The following is a 23,683-nucleotide window of genomic DNA, read 5'->3' on the forward strand; positions in this document are numbered from 1 at the left end:
GCAACAGTTGCGAGAACAAGTCCCTTTCCCGCTTTGGCGATGACGCTCGCCCCGTCACTTTGACCCGCATCATGGGTGCACTTCGCGAGGTCGGCATTGACTTCCATGTCGAAGGAAGCGAATCAGACATCCTCGTTGTGGAATTTTCCCGGTTTACCGTCTTGATTGCCCTAGACGGCGCCTACGGCCAGCTTTTCTCTCTCAAGGCTGTACCCAAGGTGAATGTGCATTCGAGTCGCGCAGCGGATCTTGCATTCGCCGTGTCCGAGTCCAACAACCGGTTGCTTTGGCCGGCTTCCTCTTTCACTGAGAAGGAAGACGGGTACCTCGAAGTAGCCATCACTATCCGTTATGAACTGCGTGCAGGCTTAAGTGACATGCAATTGGAGGACATGATCGATATCAGCATGTGTAGCGTCCAAACGGCGCTGGAGATTCTCAGCGAGCATGTTCCTGAGCTCGCGGGAGTACCCGATGGATTCACGGAGCGTTTCGGGGAATCCAACACGGGAACACTGGTACCTGTGACCTTGGAACGTGTGCAGCGCGTTCTCGCTGCGGAAGGTATCGAGAATGTGGAGATGGAGCCGGAAGAGCAAGCCATTTACGCGTTTATCAACGGCTATTATTTCGTATTCCGCATGGATGGGCGGCGCTGGATGTCCGTCCGCGCCTACTTCGACTCTGATACCGCGAAGTTCAATTATGGTGAACTCCTCCAGGTGCTCAACGACTTTAACGCGGGTGAGCATGAGTCTATGGCTCACGCGGCGAGCTCAGATGATCATATAGGAATCGCGCTTGAGCAGCACTTCCTTGTCGATAGGGGGATGTCCGCGGGGCAGATTGGCTGTGCTATTCATGGGGCCATCTTTGGGCACCTCGACGCAATCAGTGAGCTAGAGCCGGTGGTCAAGCACCTTGCGCGGGAGGACACGGAAATCGAGCGGCCTTACCTCGACTTCGATTGGGAAGACGAAGCAGACCCCGAGCAACTAGAAACTCCGGACAACTAGAACTGAGCGGGGCGCTTTGCGATGAAGGCTGCTACGCCTTTCTTGTGCTCGTCGGAGGCGAGTAGGCGGTATTGGGATCTTCTTCCCACACCAAGCGGTCGGGAAGGGCGCCGAGGGCCTCTCCGCGGGGCACCTGCTTGGCGACGACCCCCGCACCCACCGCTTCTTCTACGCTCATGCGGTCCTGGAGCAGCGCGAGCTGAAGCGCGCGGTGACGCCCCAACGACATCGCAAGCAAATGCAATTGAAGCGTCTGCGCAGGCAGTTGCACCTTCGCATGTGGCAAACACGGGAACAGGAGAGGCCTGAATACCTGAAACCAGTGCATTGAGCTGCGGGAGCATGGTGGTTTCAGTCACGATTAAGTTCCTCGCATGCACGATAAAAGCCGCCTTCCCAGTACTTGCTGGGGAGGCGGCTTGTGGTTGTGGTTAGACGGTTCTACTTTCGGCCATTCCTAACGCGCGACCAGGCTGCTGCGATAACCAGGCCAACGCACGCGATGGCGAGGTAGCTCCACATGTGATCGGCGCTGGTCTGAATGGTCTTTGGTGGAGCAGGAGTGTTTGCTGCGGTTAGGACGCTTTTGGTGTCGCGACCAGAGGTGACACCGTCAATCCAGTCGGCGGTTCCTGCGAGGGTAGTGATTGCCGCGCTGGGGGAGGGCAGGTCAGGATCGCCATTCGCAGTTTGGGCGGTAGCGAGACCAGCGAGCTCTCCGTCAACGAAGAATGGTCCGCCGGAGTCGCCGCCCTGCATACCTGCGCCAGATACGGAATGTGCGTCCAGGATGGCGCTTTGGATCAGCGGCATCATGGAACCGTCGGCTGGGATGCTTTCGGTTCCAGCAGGGATGGACTCGGTTTTGGAATCATCTGGCTTGACCGCATCTGGCTTAGCTGCATCTGGCTTAGCTGCATTTGGCATTGCTGTACCTGGCATGACGGCGTCTGGCTGCATTTCCATTGATGTCATGGCACCGCCTGGAATAGCCTCACCTGGAGTAGCTTCACCAGGCGCAGCCTCGTCTGGAGTACCTCCAGAGGGGCCTCCGCCCAGCAGCTCATTGACCACCATCTTGGTCATCGGAAGCTGCCCGGAGCGTGCCATAGACGAGCTGCTGCTCCAGCCGTAGAGAGTACCCGTCTGCCCAGGTGCCGGAATATTGCGGGAAACCTTCGCCGGGGTTGCGTCAGTGACTTTCTCGGTCAAGTGAAGCAATCCTGCATCAGACACTGGAGACAGTGCCCAAGAATCGGCATCGTAGACTTTCCCGCCGATGCGGGCCTGGGTTCCTTCGTTGTTTACAGACTCCAGGCAGTGGCGTGCTGTGAGCACCCACTGATCTGCAACCAGCGTTCCGGTGCAGTCACCAAAATTGCCGATTTTACCCATCTTTAGCGCGGCCACAGAACCGCTTTCAGCATTTGCAGGTGCGGGTTCGCCGTTTTCCAATGCAAGAGCCGGGCCGGCAGATAGAAGCAGAGTGCTGCTAACAAGTGCTGCGATGGAAAAAGATGTTTTCTTCACGGTTATTTCCCTTTCCCAGAAGGAACAATGGCCTTGATCACGGTGGCAACAAGCTTTTCAGCAGGGCCCTGTCCCACAAACTTCTTCCAGAGGCTTGCGATGACGAGGAAGAATACGATGAATCCTGCTGCGGACAACGTGGAATGCAAAGACACATTCTGCTGCCAATAAAACGCGGTGAGAACGTGCAGGATGTAAATGGTCAGCGACATTGTTCCCATGGCCGCGAATGGGTAAACCGCGGCCGAGAAGCGGTCGCCTATAAACAGGCACAAATGCAGCACAATAGCGGCAACGGCGACGGAGAGAATGATTTCGCCGAAGACACCGGTATGTCCGGTAAATCGGAGCCAGCCAGCAATCTCCGGATCAAATCGGAAGTACATGCCGACGGCTGCGATGACAACGCTGACAGCGGTAACAATCCAGCTCAACCGAGTATTAGCGCTGGTCTCGGAGGTGGAGGCGCCTTGCAGACGACCGCGTAGGTAGACGTCGTAAAGCAGCATGCCGCCGATGAAATATGCGATCCACGCCAGAAGCGGATAAATCTGTGGCAGCGTCATGGGCGCGTACTTAATTGTTGCGGCGATAGTTGCGGCGATGAAGAAGCCGACTCGCCACCAGGTTCCGAGTGCTGGCATCCAGGAAACCAACATCATTACCAGGCCCATGACAATGAGGACTACTTGAATTTGCCCACCGACCGGCAACAAGGCCATGCCGATGAGGATAATCAGAGCGCCGCGAGTGATGAGGCGCAAGAAAGTGGTGCTGCTGTAGTTTCGGCCGATAATCATCATGGTGGCGCCGGCAATAATGGCGAACAATGATGAAGGCAGGCCGGAGAGCACAACCTTTGTGCTCCAAAGCAGTGAGGCCATATGGACAATGATCATGCCGATGATGGCGAGGGAGCGCGCTATATCAAGCCCCACAATTCGTGAAGGTTTATTCACCCCAGTATTCTCCTTATATTACAACTTATCGGGAGGTGCTCTTTAGTAAGAGCATCCCTACAAACGTCGTACGACCTGTAAACGTCTTAATTGAAACGACTTCTTATTTGTAGCAACCGAATCTGGCAATACACAAAGTGATTATGTGTAAAACACAGTGTTTCATCTGTGTATTCTCTGGGAAGCTAGCATGCTCAAAGAGCCCAGGGGCAACTAGTACCTGAAGGCTTGGCTAAAAGAAAGTGAACTGAAAGTTTTTAGTCGCTCAAACAAAGCAAAAGTACCTCGGCGCGCGTTACGGGGTTACTGAGGTCGAATCCGCATAAGGACTGGATCTTTTCGATACGGGCTCGCACGGTGTGGCGATGCACGCTGAGCTCGGTGGCGGCAGCGGCGAGTTGGGAGTCTGCAAGCAAGTAAGCCCGCAGCGTGCGCAATAGCTCGGTGTTGTGTGCGGCGTCGTAAAGCGAAAGGCGCCCAATGGTGGCTTCGCGGCGCTTGCCTAACGCGGCGTGGACAGCTGATTCCCCGAGCCAGGCGGGCGCGTCGGAGCTAAATTCCGCGAGGGTGCCCAGCGGCAGGCTACGCGCGTGCACGGTAAGCGCCTTGACGCGGTCGCCGCTGATGTCGCCCCACTCCACGCCTCTAAGCAGGGAAACCCGCAGGTGCTTGGCGTAGCGGCCGAACAGGGTCTGCATAGCGATGGGCTCAGGGGGCAGAGCAATGAGCGCGCTTTCCGACGCCGTCCCCTCCAACGGCAGCACAAAGCACGCAAAGCCGCCGTCGTTGGCTGCGTGGTGGACGAGCCCCAGCGCGCGGCTGAGCCGGGCCGGGGAGTCGGCCTGTACGAGATAGACATCTACCTTGCCGTGCGAGGCGACCGAATTAAACGCTGCCTCCATCGCTGGCGTTGTCAGGGCAGTGGCAGTGCCGGAGACCTGCGTGGCCAGCGCCAATGCGCCCAAAATCACGCGCGCGGAGGAATCCCGGTTTTGCAGCAGCAGTTCGGCAAGACCCGCGAGGTGGCGGATGAGGGCGCGGGCATAAGAGTCGAACTTCTCCTCGCGCGAGACCGCCAACGCGATGCGATTGCGGCCGTGGCTGTTGAACACGTTGCTAATCGCGGCAATCGTGGTCCCGTCCCTCGTCGTGTTGGAACGCGCGCCCGAGGTACGCCCTGAGCTCTGGCTGGCGGCGGCAAGCGCGAAGTCCGCTGCGTTGAGTCCACGGAAATCGTGGCGTGCGATGACCACTCCGGAGTCGTTTGCAATGGCAACCGCTGCGCCGAGCTCTTTCGACGCGCGCTCGAGCAAAACCTCGATGCCATCCGAGGCCGCCTGGTTGAGACGCTCTTGCTGCCGATGTAGTGCGAATTGCAGATTGTTCTCAATACGAGTTTGCTCCGTGGTGACTGTATTGATGATCGAGATGAAAGGCGTGGCGCGCGGGACCTCGAAGAGGGTGAGGTGGTGGCGCGCCGCGGCGTCGATAAGCTCCTGCGGAACCTCCGCAAAGGTCAGGCCCGTGCCGAAGCCGATGGCCCCCACTCCCGCTGCCGCCAGGGTGCGCGCATAGACGGAAAAGTCGCTGGGCGAGTGCTCGAAGGCCAGTCCCAAGGTCAAGATGATGGCGCCCTGAGTGGTGAACTCGCTGGGATCGCGCAACTCGCTGGCTTGGATGGTGGTGAACTCACGCGGGCCTTCGAGAATCGGGCGCAGGTTTAGTTTGCGCTGGTTAAACAGCCATTGAAAGCGAAGCTCGCTCATTGCCCGGTCCTTCTTACAGCAACTCGTCGATAGACATAGTGAATAGTCTTTTGCCCCAAATATATACGCCATGTCCATGGCCTGTGACTAGTCGTGGCATCCACAATGATTCACATCACAAAGCAAGACGATTGAAGGAGAATCATGCAGGAACTTGAATACCGCATCGAGCAGACCCGCCACCTCGCCGAGCAGGTCCCCGGACCAGTCAGCGCCGCACTGGATGAGCGCCGCAAGAACGCCATCCCAGCTGGCATGGCGCCTTCGCTGCCGGGCTACGTCGTCGACGCTGACGGCGGCATCCTCGCCGACGCTGACGGCAACCGCTTCATCGACCTGGCCTCCGGCATCGCCGTGACCTCCGCCGGTGCCTCCAACCCAGCCGTGGTGAAGGCCGTCCAGGAAGCAGTCGCACACTTCACCCACACCTCCTTCACCATCTCCCCGTACGAGTCCTACGTCGAGGTCGCTGAAAAGCTCAACGAGGTCACTCCGGGCGATCACCCAAAGAAGACCGCACTGTTTAACTCCGGCGCCGAGGCCGTTGAGAATGCCGTCAAGATTGCCCGCAACTACACCGGCAAGCGCGGCGTTGTAGTCATGGACCGCGCCTTCCACGGCCGCACCAACCTCACCATGGCTATGACCGCGAAGCAGTCCCCGTACAAGAACGGCTTCGGCCCGTTCGCGCCGGAAATCTACCGCGCACCGATGTCTTACCCGCTGCGCGACCAGCTCAGTGGCGAGGAAGCAGCCAAGAAGACTCTGACCATGATTGAACAGGAAGTCGGCGCTGCCAACCTGGCTTGCGTTGTGGTCGAGCCGATTCAGGGTGAGGGCGGCTTCGTGGTCCCAGCTGAGGGCTACCTGCCAGCTATCCAGAAGTGGTGCAACGACAACGACGTCGTCTTCATCGTCGACGAGATCCAGGCCGGCATGATGCGCACTGGTTCCTGGTTCGCTTCCGACCACGAGGGCATCGTTCCTGACTTAGTCACCATCGCTAAGGGCATCGCCTCCGGCATGCCGCTTTCCGCAGTCACCGGCCGTGCAGAGATCATGGACGCACCGCAGCCAGGCGGCCTGGGCGGCACCTACACCGGTAACCCAGTTTCCTGTGCAGCAGCGCTGGCTACCCTCAAGGAATTTGAGGACAAGGACTTTGGCGCCCGCGCGCTGAACCTGGAAAAGATTGCCCGCGAGGAGCTGGAGCCAATCCTCGGCGACGAGCGCGTGGCAGAGTTCCGTGGCCGTGGCGCCATGCTGGCGCTCGAGTTCGTCACCGCTGATGGCGAGCCGGACGCTGAGCTCGTCCACAAGATCGCTGACGCTGCCAAGGCCGAGGGCGTTCTTCTCCTGACCTGCGGCCTTGACCACAACGTCATCCGCTTCCTGCCTTCCCTGGCCATTCCGGAGGATCTGTGGCGCGAGGCCCTGCAGGTAGTAGTCAAGCAGTTCAACGAGTGCAAGTAAGTCCGGGCTGCAGCCAAAAGGATAGAAGCAAATGACAAACTTTGATTATTCGCAGGTTTCTGAGCTGTTGGATTCTCTGCCAACTGGCCTTTGGCTGGAGGGCAAGAACGTCGCAGCCACCGGCGGCGCCACTTTCGAGGTCCTCGACCCAGCAACGGAAGAAGTCATTGCCAACGTTGCAGATGGCACCTCCGCTGACTGGATGCGCGCGCTGGAGCTTGCCGACGCCGCGCAAAAAGAGTGGGCGGGTTTTGCGCCGCGTACCCGCTCCATCATCCTCACCGACATCTTCAATGCAATCAACGAGCGCAAGGAAGACTTCGCTCGCGTGATGACCTTGGAGATGGGAAAGCCTTACGCGGAAGCGCTGGGCGAGGTGGCCTATGGTGCTGAGTACATGCGCTGGTTTGCCGAGGAAGCAGTGCGCATTCCAGGCCGCTACTCCCAGTCCCCGGCAGGCAATGGTTCCATCACCGTTTCGCACACCCCGGTTGGCCCGGTTCTAGCGATTACCCCATGGAACTTCCCGCTGGCCATGGCCACCCGCAAGATTGCCCCGGCGTTCGCCGCTGGCTGCCCGGTCGTGGTGAAGCCTGCTGCGGAGACTCCGCTGACCATGCTCCTGCTGGGTGAGGTTATTGCTGAGGTATTCGCCCGCCACGAGGTACCGGCTGGTGTGTTCTCCATCGTGACCACAACGCAGTCTAGCGCGCTGTCTTCCGAGCTCATGGCGGATCCGCGCCTGCGCAAGGTGACGTTTACCGGCTCGACCGGCGTGGGCAAGATTCTGGTGCGCCAGTCCGCCGATTACCTGCAGCGGACCTCCATGGAGCTCGGTGGCAACGCCCCGTTCCTGGTCCACGAGGACGCCAACCTCGACCTAGTGCTGGACTGCGCGATGCAGGCGAAGATGCGCAACGGTGGCGAGGCCTGCATCGCGGCGAATCGCTTCATCGTGCACGAGGCAGTGGCTGAGGAATTCACCCAGCGGCTGACTGAGAAGATGGCGGCTTTCCAGACGGGCCACGGCTTGTCTGAGGGCACCGCGCTCGGCCCGCTGATTAGCGCAAAGCAGCGCGATGCGGTGGCCGACTTGGTAGCGAAGGCTCTGGAGCAGGGTGCTGTTGCCACGACCGGCGGCTCCAAGCCGGAGGGCAAGGGCTTCTTCTACCCGGCAACGGTCTTGGCGCAGCTGCCTGATGACGCCGAGATTCTTCGCCAGGAGATCTTCGGTCCCGTTGCGACTGTGACCACCTATTCCGACTTGGCGGAGGGCGTGGCTAAAGCCAACGACACCGAGTTTGGCCTGGCAGCTTATGCTTTCACGGAGAACTTCCACACCGCGGAGTACCTGGCACACGCGCTGGAGTCCGGAATGGTTGGCATCAACCGCGCTGCGATTTCCGACGCCGCCGCTCCATTCGGTGGCATCAAAGAGTCTGGCTTCGGCCGCGAGGGCGGCGCAGAGGGCATCGAGGAGTACATCTCGGTGCGCTACATCGCGAAGCCTTAATACCTTGCACCGTTCCTGACACGTTTGGCTTTCAAACCCGCTTCGGCGGGGGCCTTCCGTGTCTGGAACGGTGCGTTTTATATAGAGCGGCGTCGGCAAGCAGCCGGCGCCTTAAACGGAGGAAACGATGACAACTTCAACGCGCAGCAACGCGGCACCTAAGCCAGCGCTGTCATTTATTCAAGGCATTGCCCTGATCTTCGGCACTAACATTGGCGCCGGCATTCTGTCGATTCCATATGCAGCGCGCAACGGTGGCTTCCTTGCGCTCGTCATTGCGCTGCTGGTGGCCGGAACGCTGACCACTATCTCGATGCTCTATGTGGCCGAAACCGCGATGCGCACGAGGGCGCCTCTGCAGGTCTCTGGTCTTGCTGAGCACTATCTGGGGCAGTGGGGCCGCTGGCTGGTCTTCGTGGCGATTATCGTCAACGGCGTCGGCGCGCTCATCGCCTACGCCTCCGGCTCCGGCGACCTCATCAATAATATTTTCGGCCTGCCGCCGCTGGCAGGAACGTTGATCTTCTTCGGCTTTGGGTCTTGGGTTATGTACCGCGGCTTGCACACCACCGGTGCCACAGAAGGCGCTATTACCGCAGGTATGGCCATCATCATTGCCGTGCTGTGCGGCTGGACCCTTCTGGGACCTGGAATCGAGGCCGAGAATCTGTTGGTACTCCACCCGTTCTTCATCGTTCCTATTTTGAACCTGGCCGTCTTCTCGTTCTTGGCTCAGTACGTGGTGCCGGAGCTAGTACAGGGCATGGACCCAGCGAAGCCGCAGGAGACAGCTCGCGCCATCGTGCTCGGCATGGTGATTACCGGCTTTACACTGGCACTTGTGCCGTTTGCGGCTCTGGGGCTGTTGGGAATGAACGTTACTGAGGTTGTTACCATCGCCTGGGGCGAGGCGCTTGGACCGGTCGCGTACTACTTGGCCAATATCTTCGCGTTGGCAGCGATGCTGACCTCCTTCCTCGCGATTGGATTTACCACCATGCGCAACGTGCTCGACATTTTGCACTGGGAGGGCAACAACGCGCAGCGTGGCATTGCCGTGGCGCTGACCGTTGTACCGCCGCTGGCTATCTCCATCGCGGGTCTTGGCGGTTTCGTCGCAGCGCTGTCCTACGCGGGCGGCTTTGCGGGTGCAATCATGTCGATCATTCCGGTGATGTTGCTGCATGCCTCCCGCAAGAAGGGCGATCGTGACCCCGGCTGGAGCGTCGGCGCGCTGGCAAACCCGGTGATTCAGGGGACCATCATCGTGGTTTACTTCCTGGCGTTTGTCTACTCGGTGATTTCGATCCTGGGGCTCGTGCCGGCCGGTTGGGCTTAGTTCTAAGGGCCGCACTGTTGCTGCACCGTTCCTAACGCGGAAGGTCCTCGCCACAGCGAGTTTCAGAGCCAAACGTGTCAGGAACGGAGCAGTTTAAAGAAGGAAGCAGCGACTAGCCCTCGACGTAGTACATCTGCTTGTTGACGAACTCATCCATGCCCAGCGGGCCGAGCTCGCGGCCGAAACCGGAGCGCTTCACGCCGCCGAAAGGCAGCTCCTCGCCCTCACCGGCCGGGGTGTTGACGTTAGCCATGCCCACCTCGAGGCGACGAGAGATGGCGGCTGCGCGTTCGGTGTCCTTGGAAAAGACGGTGCCACCCAGGCCGAACTGGGTGTTGTTGGCCAGCTCGAGCGCTTCCTCGTCGGAGGAAACCTTGTAGACCACTGCGACTGGGCCGAAGAACTCCTCGTAGTAGATGTCAGAGCCAACCGGGATGTCGGTGATGACGGCAGGGGAGATGAAAGCACCCTTGTCGGCCAGCTCACCGCCAGCACGCAGCGTTGCGCCTTCCTTTACCGCGCGTTGAATTTGGTCGTGGAGGTTCTCCGCCGCACCGCGGGAGGACAGGCAGGAGTAGGTGTTCTCACCCTGGGCGTCGGCAGGCGCTGCCTTTGCTGCCTCAGCGAGCTTGGTGAGCTCAGCCACGAACTCGTCGTAGATGTCCTCCATGACGATCATGCGCTTGTTGGAGTTGCAGGCCTGGCCAGTGTTGTACATGCGAGTCGTCCACGCCAGCTTGGCTGCTTCTTTGACGTCGTCGGTGTCGAGCAGAATGTAAGGATCGGAGCCGCCGAGCTCCAGCACAGCCTTCTTCAGGTGCTGGCCTGCCTGGGCACCAACGATGGAGCCGGCGCGCTCGGAACCAGTTAGGGAAACTCCCTGGATGCGTGGATCGGCGATGATGGTGGAAATCTGATCGTGGGTGGCGAAGATGTTGTTGTATACGCCTTCCGGGATGCCAGCGTCATCCATGATCTTCTGCACTGCGAGTGCGGAACGTGGGCAAATCTCAGCGTCCTTCAACACGATGGTGTTACCCAGCACCAAGTTAGGGCCGACGAAGCGGGCGATCTGGTAGTAGGGGAAGTTCCACGGCATGATGCCAAGCAGCGGGCCGATGGGCAGGCGGCGGATAACCGCAGTGCCGTTGGCGCCCGTAGGAATCGACTGATCCTTGGTGAATTCCTCGCCGTTATCGGCGTAGTACTTGATGATGGCGGCGGAGAATTCTGCTTCCTCGATGCCTTCGGAGATAGGCTTGCCCATCTCTTCCGCGGCAATCTTGGCCAGCTCTTCCTTGCGTTCTGCAAACAGCGCTGCTACGCGGGCAACGATTTCCGCGCGCTCGGACATCGGGCGTGCGCTCCACTCGCGGTAGGCTGCGGCGGCCTTCGCCAATGCGCCTTCTACCTCGGCGTCGGTTGCCGCGTCGAAGGTCTCGACGATCTCGTCGGTAGCAGGGTTTTGAACTCGGTAAGTGGTAGACATTAATTCTCCTTGTTGTGTGATCCAGCTCCTTTTGGAGCCTAAAAGTGAACTAGGTTGAAATAGGGCTAGCCTCTAAACTAGCGGCAATTGAGAGTCTTCGCCGGACGTTATCCGCTTCAGTGTGCGGCCCTTGAAGAAATCCGGGTGCGCAAAGCGCGTGAACAGCATCAGTACGGCCCCCAGCAGCAAGATGCCCATGCCCAGAACGAAGACGGTACCCACCCCGAAAATCGAGGAGCCAGAACCGTATTCCGGGCTAAGCGAATCGAATGCGGTGATAAAGAACATCAGCAGCAAGAATCCACCGCCGACCAAGGGGAAGCAGAACTTGAAAACCACGTTGTGCACGCTGCTGAAAAGCTCGTGGCGGAAGTACCAGATGCAGGCCACCGCCGTGATGCCGTAGTAGAAGCAGATCATCAATCCGAGGGCAGAAATGGTGTCCCACAGAGCGTTCTCAGAAAGGATCCGCGTGACCGTGTAGAAACCGCCCGCTGCAATAGCGGAGGCAATCGTGGCCGTAGACGGCGTGCGGAACTTGGGGCTGATCTTGGAAAAGACCGGCGGCAACGCCTTGTAGTAGCCCATTGCCAGCAGTGTACGGGCGGGGCCGACCATCGTGGACTGCAGCGAGGCGAAGGAACTGGAGAGCACCGCGACGTAGATAAGCAGGGCGGCCGAGCCCAGCACAGGGGAGGAGAGCGCGGCGAAGATGGATTCCTGGTTCTCCGGGTTGCCGGCACCTAAGCCTTCGTCACCAGTACCCGCCCAGGTGATGACCGCCAGTGCGGTGAGGACGTAGAGGCTGATGATGACCAAGACCGTGATGGTTGCCGCGCGGCCCGGAGTCTTTTCTGGGTCCTTCGTTTCCTCATTCATCGTCAGCGTGACGTCCCAACCCCAGAACATGAAGATGGACAAGGAAATGCCCGCCGCGATGAGGGAGAAGTTGCCGATTTCCAGCGGATTAAACCATGAAACTGAAATCGGGGTGAAGTCGAATCCGCCGCCCTTATAAGCGCGCACGATGGCCACGATGTCAAAGACAACGATGGCGATGATCTGGACCGCCACCAGCACATACTGTAGTTTCTGCGTGGAATCTAGGCCACGGTAGGAAACCCACGCGGCAATGGCGATAAACACTATCGTGGTGGGGATATTAATCCAGAGATTGCGCGTCAGATCTGCAATTTCGGGGCGGCCTGCTATCTGGGCCAGGAAGAGATAGAAGAAGTCCACAGCGACTGCGGCAAGGTTCGAAAGCACCAGGATGGTGGCAGTAATAAGGCCCCATCCGCCCATCCAGCCCACCCACGGGCCGAATGCTTTGGTAGCCCACGTAAAGGAAGTACCGGAGTCAGGCACGGCGTTGTTGAGCTCACGGTAGGCAAAGGCCACCAGGAGCATCGGGATGAATCCCAAAAGGAGGACCGCCGGAACAAACTCGCCTACCGCGGAAATGGTGGGGCCAAGTCCGGAAGTCAGCGTATAGGTCGGCGCGATGCAGCTGATGCCGATGACGACTGCGCCGAGTAAGCCGACGCGTCCGGTAGCCAGGCCCTTGGTGGAGGCGATGTTATCGCCGCTGCCCGGCGTGGGTTGAATTGGTGGTGCAGGAGTGGCACTAGTCATGACTACTCACCGCCTTTCAAAAAAGAACTAGGAAATACGGTCTGGTGCTAGGAGGCGATCTGGGCGAAAGCGCTTGCTAGATCGCTTCGTTGTCGGCGCCGGCGTGCATATAGCCGGCTGGTACGACGACCATGGGAACGGGAATGGAGCGCAGCATTCGCGACGCCGTGCCACCCAAGAAGAGTCGGCCGGGAACCGCGAGGCGAGAAGAGCCAACCACGGCGAGCTCTCCGTCTTGCCAGGTGATGTTTTCCATTGCGGCTTCGACGTCGCGCCCAGTGGCGACGTCGGTTGTGGCATAGCCTGCCGAGAGCATTTCTTCGGCGATATCGCCCAGCTTGCGGTTGGCGTAAGCGCGTACTGCATTGGGAACGTCGGTGCCGAGGCCATGCAAATCGGACTCGCCAGGCAGCACGAGCGAAAGCAGGCGCAGCGGAATGAGGCGGCGCCGCGCACGGTCCAAACCAATCGCGATGACATCCGTGGTGCCTGGGCGCGGACCAAACATGACGGTGATGCGGCTGATGGGGCCGGGGTAGGAGTAGCCGCGTGGTGCGAGAGCGATAGGGACAGTACCGGAGTGCAACAACGTGTTGACCGCAGTACCCATTTGGAAGCGGCCAAAAAGGCCGCCCTTGCGCGCACCAACCACGATCATGTCGCAGTCCAGTTCTTCCGCCGCGCGATTGAGGGCCTCGGCCTCAGACTCGCCGGGGACGATCCTGGCGGTGGCGCGGATATCACTGGGGACTTCGCCCAGCGCCTCCTGCAACCAACCTGCAATCTGTTCTTCCAGGATGGAGCTGTATCCGCGGTCGTGCGGGTAGACACCGGAGAAGGAATTATTGGCCGGGGCCGCCATGACGATCTCAAGGTTGACGTTGCGGGTCTTGGCAAGGGCGATGCCCAAGCGGAGCGCGTCCTTGCCATAGTCCGTAGCAACGTAGCCCACCAAGATATGTCCGGTGGCTGCGCGGCGCTGGAAATCAGAAGCAGACAATATTTAACCCTTATCGGCAATCTTCTGGGCGACGAGCTCGCCCTGGCGGATAGCACCGTCGACGTGCTGGTAGCCCTCGGCAGCGATGTCGGAGCAGGCGTAGTAGATGGAGCCGGTCGGCTCGTTCTGCAGGTGGCCCCAGCGGGATAGGCCACCCAGGTCATAAGAGGTGGCGTATGCGCCGCGGGTCCACTCTTCTGCAGCCATGTCGGAGAGGTAGAACGCGATTGGCTCCTTGGTCTTCGGGCCCAGGTAATCAGCCATTGCAGACAGGATGCGCTCCTTGCGCTCTTCTTCTGGCAGGTGCCACATTTCTTCGGCATAAACGTCGGAGACGAAGCCGACCAAGGTACCGTACTGGTCTTCTTCGCCCTCGACGGAGGCAGCAAAGTTCTTGCCGTAGTTGGTGTTGTCGTAGACCTCCTGAACCAAACGGCCGCCGCCGAAGCCGGTGCCGGAAAGGCCCTCTTCGCGCCAGAAAGGCTTGTCGTAGATGGCGTGGACCTTGATGACCAAGCCCATGGAGATGTGCTGGTGCACGATCTGCTGGTCACGTGGCAGCGGCGGTACGAAGGAGATGCGGCTGTACAGGTTTGGCGGAACTGCCAGGACTGCGTAGCGGGCCTTGACGGTGACTTTCTCGGAGTAGGCGGTCACCTGGCCAGCAGCGCCGTTGTTCGGCACGCCGTTGCGAACGTCGGCTGCGATCTTGTTGAGGTCATCAGCAGTGGTTGGGTCAACCTCAGCCCAGTGCAGTTCGCGAACCGGGGTACCGAGGTAAACGTCCTCGCCGAGCTCCTTGGCCAGAGTCAGGGAGACGGTCTGCATGCCGCCGACCACGCGGCGGTCGAGGATGAAGTCCTCATCCACCAGGTTAGAGAAGGACCCTGCGGAGGATGCCATGAGCACTGCCTGCAGGGTGGAGAAAGCATAGGAAGGCTTGGTCAGCATGCCGGATGCTACGTAGATGGAGACGTTGTCGATTGCCTCGGCGTCGTCAGACAGCCCCTCGAGCCACGTGCGGAAGGAGATGGAGTCCAGCTCCTTCGCACGCGGGTGGGCCCATGGGCGCGCCGGGTCCATCTCTGCTGCGAGGTCGTCCATGATCTTGATGAGGCGGTCCATCTCTGCGATGGTCTTCTCGGAAGCAGGGAAGACGGTGCCCTCATACTCGTGGCGGGTGCCGTCTGGGGCAACGTAGATGGACTTGCCCTCGCGGTAGCGCTGGAAGGTCTCGAGTCCTAGTTCATCAACGAGCGCGATGAGGCGGGTCTGGTCTGGGGAGATCCACTGGCCGCCCAGCTCGACGAAGTGCTCTACGCCCTCGGCGTCCTTGACCTTGCCGTTCCACGTACGGCCGCCGACGCGGTCACGTGCCTCGAGGACTGCGACGGACAGACCCTTCTTCTTCAGGGTGCGGGCCGTCATGAGGCCTGCTGGACCTGCGCCGATGACGACGACATCGCGCTCGATGACGGGGTTGGTGTTGGAGTCATTGCTGAAAAGAGATGACATGGTGTTTCACTCCTGAGTATGGCCTTCCCGTTGAATCGCGCGCCTAGACGTGCTCGACTGTGGGAAGATTTGATGAAAGCAAAGCGCAAAATGAACAGCATTCATTTTGTGTTGCGTGTCACTGTACAGGACTCAGTGTGAGTCTGGATAGGGGTAAGAGTCATGAATTTTTCGCGTGCCAAAGGTCGACCGTCAAAGGCGCTGGTAACTCGTGAAAAAATTGCTGAGGCTGCCCTAAAAATTATTGACAAACAGGGGTACGAGAAGCTCACTATGGCCCGAATCGCTCGCGAAATGGGGGTGGGGCCGAGTGCGCTGTACAACCACGTTGAGAACAAGCACGAGCTGCTTATCCTCGTGGAGGACGCGGTGATGGCACAGGTAGACGCATCGCTTCTCGACGCCGCCTTAGCGGGCGAGGTGAGCGTGCGTTACGCATTAGAGGTCTGGGCGCGTTCCTACCGCGATGTATTCGCGCGGCATTATCCGCTGGTGGAGGTCATTGCTTCTACCCCCGTGTCAGGCGCTCCACGGGCAGTGAAAATGTACGAAAAATTAGCTGAGGTACTGGCCTTTGCCGGCGTCGAATCCGCGCAGATTCTGCCGCGGATCATCATGCTGGAGTCCTTCATCTACGGCTCTGCCTTCGATGCCAATGCTCCCCAAGAAATCTTCGAGATTCCCGAAGACGGTGATGTAGAAGTACCGTATCTGCGCAGCGCCCGTGCTGCATGGCTGGAAAAACTTTCGGCTGCGGCAATTAAAGAGCAAAAAGCCGCCAACCCGTTTGCGGAAGATCCGTTTCAAACGGGTTTGGCGGCGTTATTGGCAGATTTCCTGCCGGCGGTTCCAGGTGAGCAACCGCCGTCTAAGTAGGGAAAGGGCGATGGGATAGAAGGCGATTATTCGCCGTATGGGCGAATACCCGCGCGCTCCCAGGCGGCCAAGAAGATGTTTGTTTCTTCCTCGGTGGTAATGGAAACGCGTACGCCCTCATCCAGGTAGCGGCGGATGATGACGCCTTCGTCGGAAAGCTTGCGTTCAACCTCTTCGGCGTCGCCGCGTGGAATCCAAACGAAGTTGCCCTTGGAAGGGCGCGCGCCAATTGCCTCAGCTACGCGCTCGCGCTGCACCTTGGTCTCTTTGACGCGGGCAAGCAGCTCCTCTGCCGAGTTAAGCGCTGCGATGGCAGCCTTTTCTGCCATGTAGGTAACCGTCAGCGGCATGGTCATTAGCTTGAGGCCGTGGATGAGCTCCGGGGAGGCGATTCCGTAACCCACGCGTGCACCGGCAAGGCCGAAGGCCTTGGAGAAGGTGCGGGCGCCCACCAGGTTCGGGTAGTTGAAAATCTCCTCGGCAGAGTTCGGGGTATCCTCCGCGTCGTTGTACTCCCAGTAAGCCTCATCGAGGATAACCACGATGTCCTTCGGAACCTGCTCCATGAAGTCGCGGAACTCGCCCTTGGTGATGGTGGTGCCGGTTGGGTTATTTGGGTTGCAGAGGATGATGGCGCGGGTCTTGTCCGTGATGGCCTCGATCACGGCATCCAAGCCCAAGCGGTCGTCCTCGGTGAGCGGAGTCATCACTGGTTCCGCGCCGGCCATGCGCACGTAGAGCGGGTAAGCCTCGAAGCTGCGCCACGGAAAGATTACTTCGTCACCAGTGTGGCAGGACATTCCGATGGCCTGCTGAACGATGGCCGAGGCGCCCGCCGCGATGGCGAGGTGATCTTCAGGAACGCCTAGGTACTTAGAAAGCTCGGTGGTCAGTTCTGGGCAGCCATTGATCTGGTAGCGGTTGGTCTCCGCTGCCGCCCGCGTCATTGCCTCGAGTATGGAGGGAAGCGGCGGGTTAGGGATTTCGTTGGAGGAGAGCTTCAGCTTGTCGCCGTCGGACTTGCCGGGCTTGTAATCAGGGAACTTGTTGAGATCAGGGCGAAGCATATGGTTTTAAAACTCCTTACTTTAAAGCGACTTTTAAGAAGTGATTGATAAGACCTAGAACATGTTCCACACGGTAACCGCCATGATGACGATTCCCATGCCAAATACGAAGTAGTTCCACGGGTCATTTTTGAACTTGGAAAAAGCGTCGAGCTTCTTGAACATGTAGACCGGGACCAGGTAAACGAGGAAAGCCACGAAGATGCCACCGACGACCGAAATCATCGACACGATGGATGGGTTATAGACCGCCACCAGGGTAGTGCCAACGAAGGTGATGAGATAGACGATGTTGAGCAGGCTGCGGTGCGAGATGCGCTCAGCCAGCTTTGGCGCTGCTAGGCGCAGCAGGTACTCTGTGCCTTCCTCGGTGCCCAGCATGTGGCCGAAGTAGGAGGAGATGATGGCGCACATGACCACAACGGGTGCCATGTAGGCCATGAACGGGGTGCCGGTGACGTTAGCGAAGTAGGACAGTACCGGAATGTTTTGTTCCAGTGCCTCATTCATTCCATCGGCCCCCAAAGCCAGGACGCATGACCAAACGAAGAACATGGTAAAGACCACTAGCAAGATGGCGGTAAGTATCTCCGTGCGGTCAACGCGCTTGGCGGTCTTCTCGCCATAGGCCGGCTGCATGTCTAGTGCGAACTGAGACAGCGCCGCCATGTGGGAAAAGGAAAATACAAGCACCGGCAGAATCAGCAGGATTCCCTTGAGGATTCCAAAGTCGCCTTCCCCGTTGTCGTAGTGCAGAAAGCTCTGAAAATCCCAGCGAGGGATGAGGTAGATGGACGTTGCCGTCAAAGCGAAGATGAGCGGATAGACCAGCACTTGGGCCAGCCAAATCATTGGTTTCCGGCCGATGGCGAAGGCGCCGGTCATAATGCCCACGCAGAGGATGGCGAGTACCCACCGATTGATGGAAGGTCCACCCAGTTGGTTGACGATGAAGCTATCGACCGAGTTGGTGATGCTGATGCCGTAAATCAGCACTGTGGGGAAGATAGCGAGCCAGTACAAAATGGCGATAACGATGCCGGAAGGGCGGCCTAAATATTGCGTGGCCAGTTCCAGGACGTCCTTGCCGTGGTCGCGGATGGGCGCGCCACTGACTATTCGGACATAGGTGCGGTGCGAGAAATAGACCAGTGGCAGGATGAAGACCGTGGCAAAGACCAGTGGCCAGAAACCAAATCCACCAGCGTTAAGTGGAAGGAACAAAATTCCTGCGCCGACGGCAGTGCCGAACAGGGTGATGACCCAAGTCATGGTTGAGCCAGCAGGTTTGGCCTCCGCACGCTCAACAGTGGTAGCAACGGTATTGCTCATTGAAAATCCTTTGTTTGGGGACAGGTCTAGTCGTTGTCAGGCAGCGACAGAGCTTGATCCACAATCACGTTGATGACTGCTGGAATCTGCTTCTCGCGCATAGCCTGCAGTGCGCGCTCGACGGCAGGTGCTGCCTCGGCGTCGGAAGTGACAAGCTCGCCGTGTGCGCCGAAGCCACGGGCGACGGCGGCGAAATCCGGGTTGGAAAGCTGGGTGCCGGAAACGCGATCAGGGAAGTGGTTCTTTTGGTGATCACGGATGGTGCCGAACTCACCGTTGGACAGCACGACGGTCAGATAAGGAGCGCCGTACTGTAGGGCGGTAGCCAGCTCTTGGCCATTCATCAGGTACTCGCCGTCGCCAGCAATGGCGATGACGGTGCGCTCAGGAAACTCCAGCTTGGTGGAGACTGCACCTGGAACGGAGTAGCCCATCGAGCCATTGCGCACGCTGAACTGGGAGGGGTAGACGTTGGTGTGCATAAACTGCTGCGCCCAGATGCAGTGGTTGCCGGCGCCGAAGGTGTAGATGGAATCCTCTGGGGCCTGCTCTTGAATGGCGCGCATGAGTGATTCGATGTGTGCGGTTCCTTCAGGAGCCGGGCGCCAGTCGGCTTCGTCCTGAACCGTTGAGAAAGCCACCTGCGCCGCGTGCGCATCCGCGAACCACTGCTGCTGGGCAGCAGAGACCTCGCCCGCATCGATCTCAGACAGCGCTTCGGCGAAGGCTACCGGGCTGGCCAGGATGTGGCGGGTGACGGCTGCGGAGTTGCCACGCAGGCTGGAATCGATGTTGATGAAGAAGTTGCGGTCATTTGCGCCTTGACGCAGCTTGTAGCCGTCAGTCGAGACGTCGCCAAGCACTGCTCCAACGGCGAGTACGAGGTCGGAATCCTGGAGCAGCGCAGCTGCCTTCTCATCACGGCCGTAGCCCAGCCAGCCGGCGTTGGCCGGGGAAGAAAAAGGGACGCGGTCGCTGGCGCGGAAATCGTGGACCACCGGAATCTGGTTGGTCTCTGCAAACTCGGTGATTTGGCGTGCGGACTCTGGGGTCCAGCGCGGGCCGCCGGCGAAGATGAGTGGGCGCTCGGCGCAGCGTAGGGCCTCGGAAAGCGCGGTGATATCGCTTGGGGATACCGCGCCGTCTGTCACGTTGATTGGCTGGACAATCTCCCCGTCGAAGTCCAAGTGGAGAATGTCCTCCGGCAGGCCCACCACTACTGGGCCTGGGCGGCCCTGCTTGGCCTGGAAGAACGCCTCGGCCACCACGTGGGAAGCACGGGATGGGTCATCGAGGATGAAGACCTGCTTGGTCTGGGTGCCAAACCAAGCCTTTGGGTCGAACTCCTGGAAAGACTCACGGTCACGGTCGGGGAAGGGGATAAGGCCCACGAAGAGGACCAGCGGGGTGGAATCCTGCCAGGCGGTGTGGATGCCAACGAAAGCATTGGAAGCACCTGGGCCGCGGGTGACCATTGCAACGCCCGGCTCACCGGTGGCCTTGCCGTGTGCCTCTGCCATGTAGGAAGCGCCGCCTTCCTGGCGGGTAACGATGGCTTCGATGGGGCTGTCATAGAGTCCATCAAGCACTGGCAGGAAGCTCTCGCCCGGGACAAGGTATGCGCGCTTGACGTTGTGCGCTGCAAGAGATTCAGCGATGGCGGTGCCAACATGGCGACGAGTCATAGTTTTCAGACGATCCTTCTTCTGTGATTGGTGTAACAATTTCACCCCATTGTGAAGGACGTCCTTCCATGTTGTCTAATGCCTAAGTTTTTTCAAATCTATGCCTATCGGTAATAGCTCGTGTTAAATGAAGCTTTATGGATTACACGAGGGCGAAATATTTCTTGGCGCTCGCGCGCACCGGTTCCGTGACTACCGCGGCAGAGCAATTGAGCATCACCCAGCCGGCGCTAAGCCGCCAGCTGCGGCGCTTTGAGGAGGAGCTGGGGCTCGAGCTTTTCGAACGCGCAGCTGGGGTGCTGCGTCTCAACGAAGCGGGCAAGGCATTGATTCCTGTGTGCCAGCAATTGGTGGCAGATAATAACAGGGCTACGCAGGCGGTTGCGGCGTTGCAACGCGGCGAAATGCGAGCCTTGCAGGTGGCCGCAACGCCGACGACCATCTCGACGATTTTGGCGCCTTTCATCGCTGATGCGCGCGGGGTAATTCCGCTTCTGACCACGCTGGCGGTCGAGCACTACGAGGTGTACCAAGCGCTAGATACCACCGCGGATGTGGTGGTGACGCCAATTCCAGTAAAGGAGGGGCTCGATTCCGTTCCGCTGGGGGAGGCCACTATCCGAGCTTGGGTAAACAAGGAGCACCCTCTAGCAGGCCAAGACAGCATTGATGTGGAGGACTTGGTCACTCATCGTCTCGCCATGTCAGGCCGGCGCAGCGTCTCGCGCGGGCTCTTCGATGCCTTCGTAGGGCGCAGCCACGCTGTGCTTGGCGACGTCGTCGAGTGCGAGGACACCGTTACGCTCATCGCCCTCGCGCGAGCCGGGCGCGCAATCGCCATCTCCAGTGCTCTGCAGGACCACGACGCGGTAGGCCTGCGCATCTGCAACAAGGAGGAGATGCTAGGCGGTGTGCCCCTGCATGCGGCTTGGCGTAGCGGGCACTTTGCCGCCGCGGAAATCCATGCCGTGGGCACGCGCCTCCAGGAGTTTCTGGGAATTAACACCGCCGATGGCGTTCGTGCCAGCTAAAGACGCAGATCCACCTTCTCGTTGGCGGCGATTTCTTCTAAACGCTCGGCAGTGCACATGCCGGCGACAATAACGGCGGAGCCTCCACATGCGAGCGGTTCGAGAATCAAATTCTTAAAGGAATCCTTGTCCTTCCACCCCGCGGACATCACGCGTTGGGCAGGGCCGGCGGCAGAATAAAGCTCCGGCAAAGCAGTGGTGGGGCCATAGAACTGATCGCCGTAGAAACGCACGGTGGGCCCAAAGTCGATGGCGCCAGCGGGCAATTCGCCGCCAGATTCGATGACGCCGCGCCCGAATGGATCATCGGTAACGAGCACAACATCGGCGCCTGTGAATTCCTCAGTCAACTCTGCAAAGCCCTCGGGCGCGGCAAAAATAACATCGGGGCTTGCGCCGTCTAGCTCAGCGCGCGTGAACGCTGTGTCGACGCCGGCAGCAAGGGCGCCCAAAGCGATAACCGCGGGCTGCCAGGAAACAGGGAGGTCGAAGAAAATGAGGGAATCGGAATCGAGCTCAAGCTCTTCTAAGAGCATGTTGGCAATCTTGGAAACCCAGTTATCCAAGGTCTGCGCGGAAAAATCCATGCGCGCGCCGGTGGCTTCGTTGTAGAAAGTCAGGCGCGGCGCTGCGGCATCTGCGGAAAGTAGGTGCTGAAGCATATCCATGTCCGACCATCGTAGGTGACTTAGCCTTAGCGTGGCAGGGAGTGCTTTCGCGCGATGGCCCTAGGCCCCGGCTTGAGAATTACTTAGTTTGTGTGGCGTTTAGTTCACGCAGCGCGGGCCGTCGCCACCGGCGTCGATCTCCGGCGAAACCATAGCCGTTCCGAGGTCACTGCCTGGGGTTCCTACCTGGTCGCTGGCAGCGGATTCAGCCGGTTCAGCGGCTTGGGCGGCCTCATCGGATGGGCCGGTGTAGTCGTCGTATGCAACGACCACGAAGGTGTTTTCATCCAAGGAAGGGTTCGAGGTCACGGGCAGGCCACCGAGCTGCTCCGCGAGGTCCTTGGCGCGCTGGTCATTCTCGTCGGCGGCGACAATCTGCGACTGCGCGTACAAGCCTGGCTCGGCGTTGCTCGTGCGTTCGACCGTGTAGCCCACGCCGGTGAGCCACTTGCCGATGCCTGACGCGAGACCGTCAATGGAGCCCGCGTTGAGAACGTTAAGCTCGATGCCATCCGCGACTGGCTGCTCCGAAGGGTTGGAGCCTTCTTCAGCGCTTGCCGACGCCGCGGCTGCTTCATCCTGTTCCGCAGTTCTTGCGAGGTCATCCATGAACTTGTGGACCTCAGCCTTATCGATGGTCACCACGGACTCGCCATAGTCGCCGACACCGTCGATGGAGGTCACTGGAATGGTGGTGAAGGTGACATTTCCGCCGGCCAGGCCAGACAGCTGGGTGACTAAGCCCATGACGTCCCAGCCCTCATCGATGACGACGGAACGCTCAATCGCATCGGCGATCCTGGAGAGTTTATTCGGATTAGCCAGGGTGCCTGAGGACAGCACCTTCGAGACTAACGAAGCCATGTAGGCCTGCTGGCGAACAATACGGTCGAGGTCGCCGCGTGGCAGCTCGTAGCGCTGGCGGACGAAGGACAGGCCTTCGGCGCCGTGGAGAGTCTGCCTTCCCTTCTTGAAGTCGGCGCCGGACATCTCGTCTTTGACGTCGTTGTTCAAGCACACGTCGACGCCATCGACGGCGTCGGTAAGCAGCACAAAGCCCAAGAGTCCGACCTCTGCATAGTGATCGATATCGATGTCCGTAAGGGAACGGACCATATCGATAAGTCCCTGGCGGCCGGCCTCGACGCCCTTCTGCTCAATCTCCTTGTCGGAGTACGGCTTCTTATCGCCTTGGGCCTCCGCCTGCGCATTCTCCTCTTCGAGTTCCTTGAGTTTATCTGCCTTGTGCGCTGCGAAGACCGCGTTGATCTTGGTGTTGCCGTACTCGCCGTCGTCGACGTAGGTATCGCGGGGAATGGACACCGCGGTTGCGCGTGAGCCATCATCCGGAATGCGGATGATCATGATGGTGTCTGTGTTCTCCTCGCCTTCAGCAACACCTGCGTGCAGATCCGCCAGTTCCTTTTCAGAGAGCGGATTGCCCTGTGCATCGGTACGCGAATCCTTGCCCACCAAGAGGATGTCCACTGCGCCGTCCTGGGTGTTAGCTTTGAAACCGCCCTGGTTGCCGAGCGCCAAATTTCCCACTGAGGCCACTCCGTCGCCCACGCGGCCCACGGTGGCATAACCCACGCCAGAGAAAACAAGAATCGCGGCCGACAAGAAAGTAAGGATTGCCTTTAGCGGCTTGGAACCCTGCTGCTTGACGGTCGACGCCGAAGATGGCGCGGGCTGGATGGCACGAGCGCGGCGCTGCTTGTCCGATCTTTTTTCAAATGACACAGTGGGAGGACTTTCTATTTTGGAGTTCTTCACCTGTAGGTATCGG

Annotated in this window: 19 protein-coding genes; 6 read left to right on the forward strand and 13 right to left on the reverse strand. The window is 59.4% G+C overall.

Annotated features, from left to right (window positions below):
- A partial coding sequence (locus tag HMPREF0308_RS01870) for a YbjN domain-containing protein (protein ID WP_005528123.1) occupies positions 1-1,016 on the forward strand: 1,016 nt, incomplete at its 5' end.
- A gap of 31 nt (positions 1,017-1,047) precedes the next feature.
- On the opposite strand, the gene HMPREF0308_RS13590 is transcribed toward HMPREF0308_RS01870, so the two are convergent.
- The 4 genes from HMPREF0308_RS13590 to HMPREF0308_RS01890 form a co-directional block, all read right to left on the reverse strand.
- On the reverse strand, positions 1,048-1,194 hold the full coding sequence (locus HMPREF0308_RS13590; RefSeq protein WP_155115456.1) for a hypothetical protein: 147 nt from the start codon (positions 1,192-1,194) through the stop codon (positions 1,048-1,050).
- A 263-nt stretch (positions 1,195-1,457) separates the two neighbouring features.
- Complete coding sequence (locus HMPREF0308_RS01880; protein WP_005528125.1) at positions 1,458-2,546, reverse strand: trypsin-like serine protease; 1,089 nt, start codon at positions 2,544-2,546, stop codon at positions 1,458-1,460.
- A 2-nt stretch (positions 2,547-2,548) separates the two neighbouring features.
- Positions 2,549-3,505, reverse strand: coding sequence for a DUF418 domain-containing protein (locus HMPREF0308_RS01885; RefSeq protein WP_005528126.1), 957 nt, complete (start codon positions 3,503-3,505; stop codon positions 2,549-2,551).
- Positions 3,506-3,762: 257 nt separating this feature from the next.
- Positions 3,763-5,271, reverse strand: coding sequence for a PucR family transcriptional regulator (locus HMPREF0308_RS01890; protein ID WP_034656571.1), 1,509 nt, complete (start codon positions 5,269-5,271; stop codon positions 3,763-3,765).
- 144 nt (positions 5,272-5,415) lie between these two features.
- Between HMPREF0308_RS01890 and gabT the strand changes: the two genes are divergently transcribed.
- From gabT to HMPREF0308_RS01905, 3 genes are all read left to right on the forward strand, one after another.
- Complete coding sequence (gene gabT / locus HMPREF0308_RS01895) at positions 5,416-6,744, forward strand: 4-aminobutyrate--2-oxoglutarate transaminase (RefSeq protein WP_005528129.1); 1,329 nt, start codon at positions 5,416-5,418, stop codon at positions 6,742-6,744.
- A 31-nt stretch (positions 6,745-6,775) separates the two neighbouring features.
- Entirely contained in the window at positions 6,776-8,257 is a 1,482-nt protein-coding gene (locus HMPREF0308_RS01900; protein WP_005528130.1) for an NAD-dependent succinate-semialdehyde dehydrogenase, read from the forward strand.
- Positions 8,258-8,384: 127 nt separating this feature from the next.
- A complete protein-coding gene (locus HMPREF0308_RS01905; RefSeq protein WP_005528131.1) occupies positions 8,385-9,596 on the forward strand; it encodes an aromatic amino acid transport family protein in 1,212 nt (403 codons plus the stop codon).
- A gap of 112 nt (positions 9,597-9,708) precedes the next feature.
- Here HMPREF0308_RS01905 and HMPREF0308_RS01910 read toward each other — a convergent pair whose 3' ends face one another.
- From HMPREF0308_RS01910 to HMPREF0308_RS01925, 4 genes are all read right to left on the reverse strand, one after another.
- Positions 9,709-11,085 (reverse strand): NAD-dependent succinate-semialdehyde dehydrogenase, encoded by a 1,377-nt coding sequence (locus HMPREF0308_RS01910; RefSeq protein ID WP_005528132.1) that lies wholly within the window; start codon positions 11,083-11,085, stop codon positions 9,709-9,711.
- A gap of 72 nt (positions 11,086-11,157) precedes the next feature.
- Positions 11,158-12,720 carry an APC family permease gene (locus HMPREF0308_RS01915; RefSeq protein ID WP_005528133.1) on the reverse strand — a complete coding sequence of 521 codons (1,563 nt, stop codon included), beginning with the start codon at positions 12,718-12,720 and terminating at the stop codon, positions 11,158-11,160.
- 76 nt (positions 12,721-12,796) lie between these two features.
- Positions 12,797-13,720, reverse strand: a complete 924-nt coding sequence (locus HMPREF0308_RS01920; protein WP_005528134.1) for a universal stress protein — start codon at positions 13,718-13,720, stop codon at positions 12,797-12,799.
- Positions 13,721-13,723: 3 nt separating this feature from the next.
- Complete coding sequence (locus HMPREF0308_RS01925; protein WP_005528135.1) at positions 13,724-15,235, reverse strand: flavin monoamine oxidase family protein; 1,512 nt, start codon at positions 15,233-15,235, stop codon at positions 13,724-13,726.
- Positions 15,236-15,397: 162 nt separating this feature from the next.
- Between HMPREF0308_RS01925 and HMPREF0308_RS01930 the strand changes: the two genes are divergently transcribed.
- The gene (locus HMPREF0308_RS01930; protein WP_005528136.1) at positions 15,398-16,111 is read left to right on the forward strand and encodes a TetR/AcrR family transcriptional regulator; all 714 of its coding nucleotides are present in this window, start codon (positions 15,398-15,400) and stop codon (positions 16,109-16,111) included.
- 26 nt (positions 16,112-16,137) lie between these two features.
- Here HMPREF0308_RS01930 and HMPREF0308_RS01935 read toward each other — a convergent pair whose 3' ends face one another.
- The 3 genes from HMPREF0308_RS01935 to HMPREF0308_RS01945 are packed head-to-tail and all read right to left on the reverse strand — an operon-like array spanning position 16,138 to position 20,195.
- A complete protein-coding gene (locus tag HMPREF0308_RS01935) occupies positions 16,138-17,178 on the reverse strand; it encodes a histidinol-phosphate transaminase (RefSeq protein ID WP_005528137.1) in 1,041 nt (346 codons plus the stop codon).
- A 54-nt stretch (positions 17,179-17,232) separates the two neighbouring features.
- Entirely contained in the window at positions 17,233-18,510 is a 1,278-nt protein-coding gene (locus tag HMPREF0308_RS01940) for an amino acid permease (protein WP_005528138.1), read from the reverse strand.
- Between the two features lie 26 nt (positions 18,511-18,536).
- A complete protein-coding gene (locus HMPREF0308_RS01945; protein ID WP_005528139.1) occupies positions 18,537-20,195 on the reverse strand; it encodes a thiamine pyrophosphate-dependent enzyme in 1,659 nt (552 codons plus the stop codon).
- A gap of 137 nt (positions 20,196-20,332) precedes the next feature.
- Here HMPREF0308_RS01945 and HMPREF0308_RS01950 point away from each other — a divergent pair, with 137 nt between their 5' ends.
- The gene (locus HMPREF0308_RS01950; RefSeq protein ID WP_005528141.1) at positions 20,333-21,226 is read left to right on the forward strand and encodes a LysR family transcriptional regulator; all 894 of its coding nucleotides are present in this window, start codon (positions 20,333-20,335) and stop codon (positions 21,224-21,226) included.
- On the opposite strand, the gene HMPREF0308_RS01955 is transcribed toward HMPREF0308_RS01950, so the two are convergent.
- Positions 21,223-21,894 carry a TIGR03089 family protein gene (locus HMPREF0308_RS01955; RefSeq protein ID WP_005528143.1) on the reverse strand — a complete coding sequence of 224 codons (672 nt, stop codon included), beginning with the start codon at positions 21,892-21,894 and terminating at the stop codon, positions 21,223-21,225. The two genes, HMPREF0308_RS01950 and HMPREF0308_RS01955, sit on opposite strands and share 4 nt — an antisense overlap.
- A 99-nt stretch (positions 21,895-21,993) precedes the next feature.
- Positions 21,994-23,637, reverse strand: coding sequence for an LCP family protein (locus HMPREF0308_RS01960; RefSeq protein ID WP_005528144.1), 1,644 nt, complete (start codon positions 23,635-23,637; stop codon positions 21,994-21,996).
- Positions 23,638-23,683: the final 46 nt, after the last annotated feature.

It is taken from the genome of Corynebacterium striatum ATCC 6940, assembly GCF_000159135.1.
Lineage (GTDB): Bacteria > Actinomycetota > Actinomycetes > Mycobacteriales > Mycobacteriaceae > Corynebacterium > Corynebacterium striatum.

Excerpts from the sequence above, each read along its gene's own strand:
- HMPREF0308_RS13590 (WP_155115456.1), bottom strand. The coding sequence starts at position 1,194 with ATGAGCGTAGAAGAAGCGGTGGGTGCGGGGGTCGTCGCCAAGCAGGTG.
- HMPREF0308_RS01890 (WP_034656571.1), bottom strand. The coding sequence starts at position 5,271 with ATGAGCGAGCTTCGCTTTCAATGGCTGTTTAACCAGCGCAAACTAAAC.
- gabT (WP_005528129.1), top strand. The coding sequence starts at position 5,416 with ATGCAGGAACTTGAATACCGCATCGAGCAGACCCGCCACCTCGCCGAG.
- HMPREF0308_RS01900 (WP_005528130.1), top strand. The coding sequence starts at position 6,776 with ATGACAAACTTTGATTATTCGCAGGTTTCTGAGCTGTTGGATTCTCTG.
- HMPREF0308_RS01905 (WP_005528131.1), top strand. The coding sequence starts at position 8,385 with ATGACAACTTCAACGCGCAGCAACGCGGCACCTAAGCCAGCGCTGTCA.
- HMPREF0308_RS01910 (WP_005528132.1), bottom strand. The coding sequence starts at position 11,085 with ATGTCTACCACTTACCGAGTTCAAAACCCTGCTACCGACGAGATCGTC.
- HMPREF0308_RS01915 (WP_005528133.1), bottom strand. The coding sequence starts at position 12,720 with ATGACTAGTGCCACTCCTGCACCACCAATTCAACCCACGCCGGGCAGC.
- HMPREF0308_RS01925 (WP_005528135.1), bottom strand. The coding sequence starts at position 15,235 with ATGTCATCTCTTTTCAGCAATGACTCCAACACCAACCCCGTCATCGAG.
- HMPREF0308_RS01930 (WP_005528136.1), top strand. The coding sequence starts at position 15,398 with ATGAATTTTTCGCGTGCCAAAGGTCGACCGTCAAAGGCGCTGGTAACT.
- HMPREF0308_RS01935 (WP_005528137.1), bottom strand. The coding sequence starts at position 17,178 with ATGCTTCGCCCTGATCTCAACAAGTTCCCTGATTACAAGCCCGGCAAG.
- HMPREF0308_RS01940 (WP_005528138.1), bottom strand. The coding sequence starts at position 18,510 with ATGAGCAATACCGTTGCTACCACTGTTGAGCGTGCGGAGGCCAAACCT.
- HMPREF0308_RS01945 (WP_005528139.1), bottom strand. The coding sequence starts at position 20,195 with ATGACTCGTCGCCATGTTGGCACCGCCATCGCTGAATCTCTTGCAGCG.
- HMPREF0308_RS01950 (WP_005528141.1), top strand. The coding sequence starts at position 20,333 with ATGGATTACACGAGGGCGAAATATTTCTTGGCGCTCGCGCGCACCGGT.
- HMPREF0308_RS01955 (WP_005528143.1), bottom strand. The coding sequence starts at position 21,894 with ATGGATATGCTTCAGCACCTACTTTCCGCAGATGCCGCAGCGCCGCGC.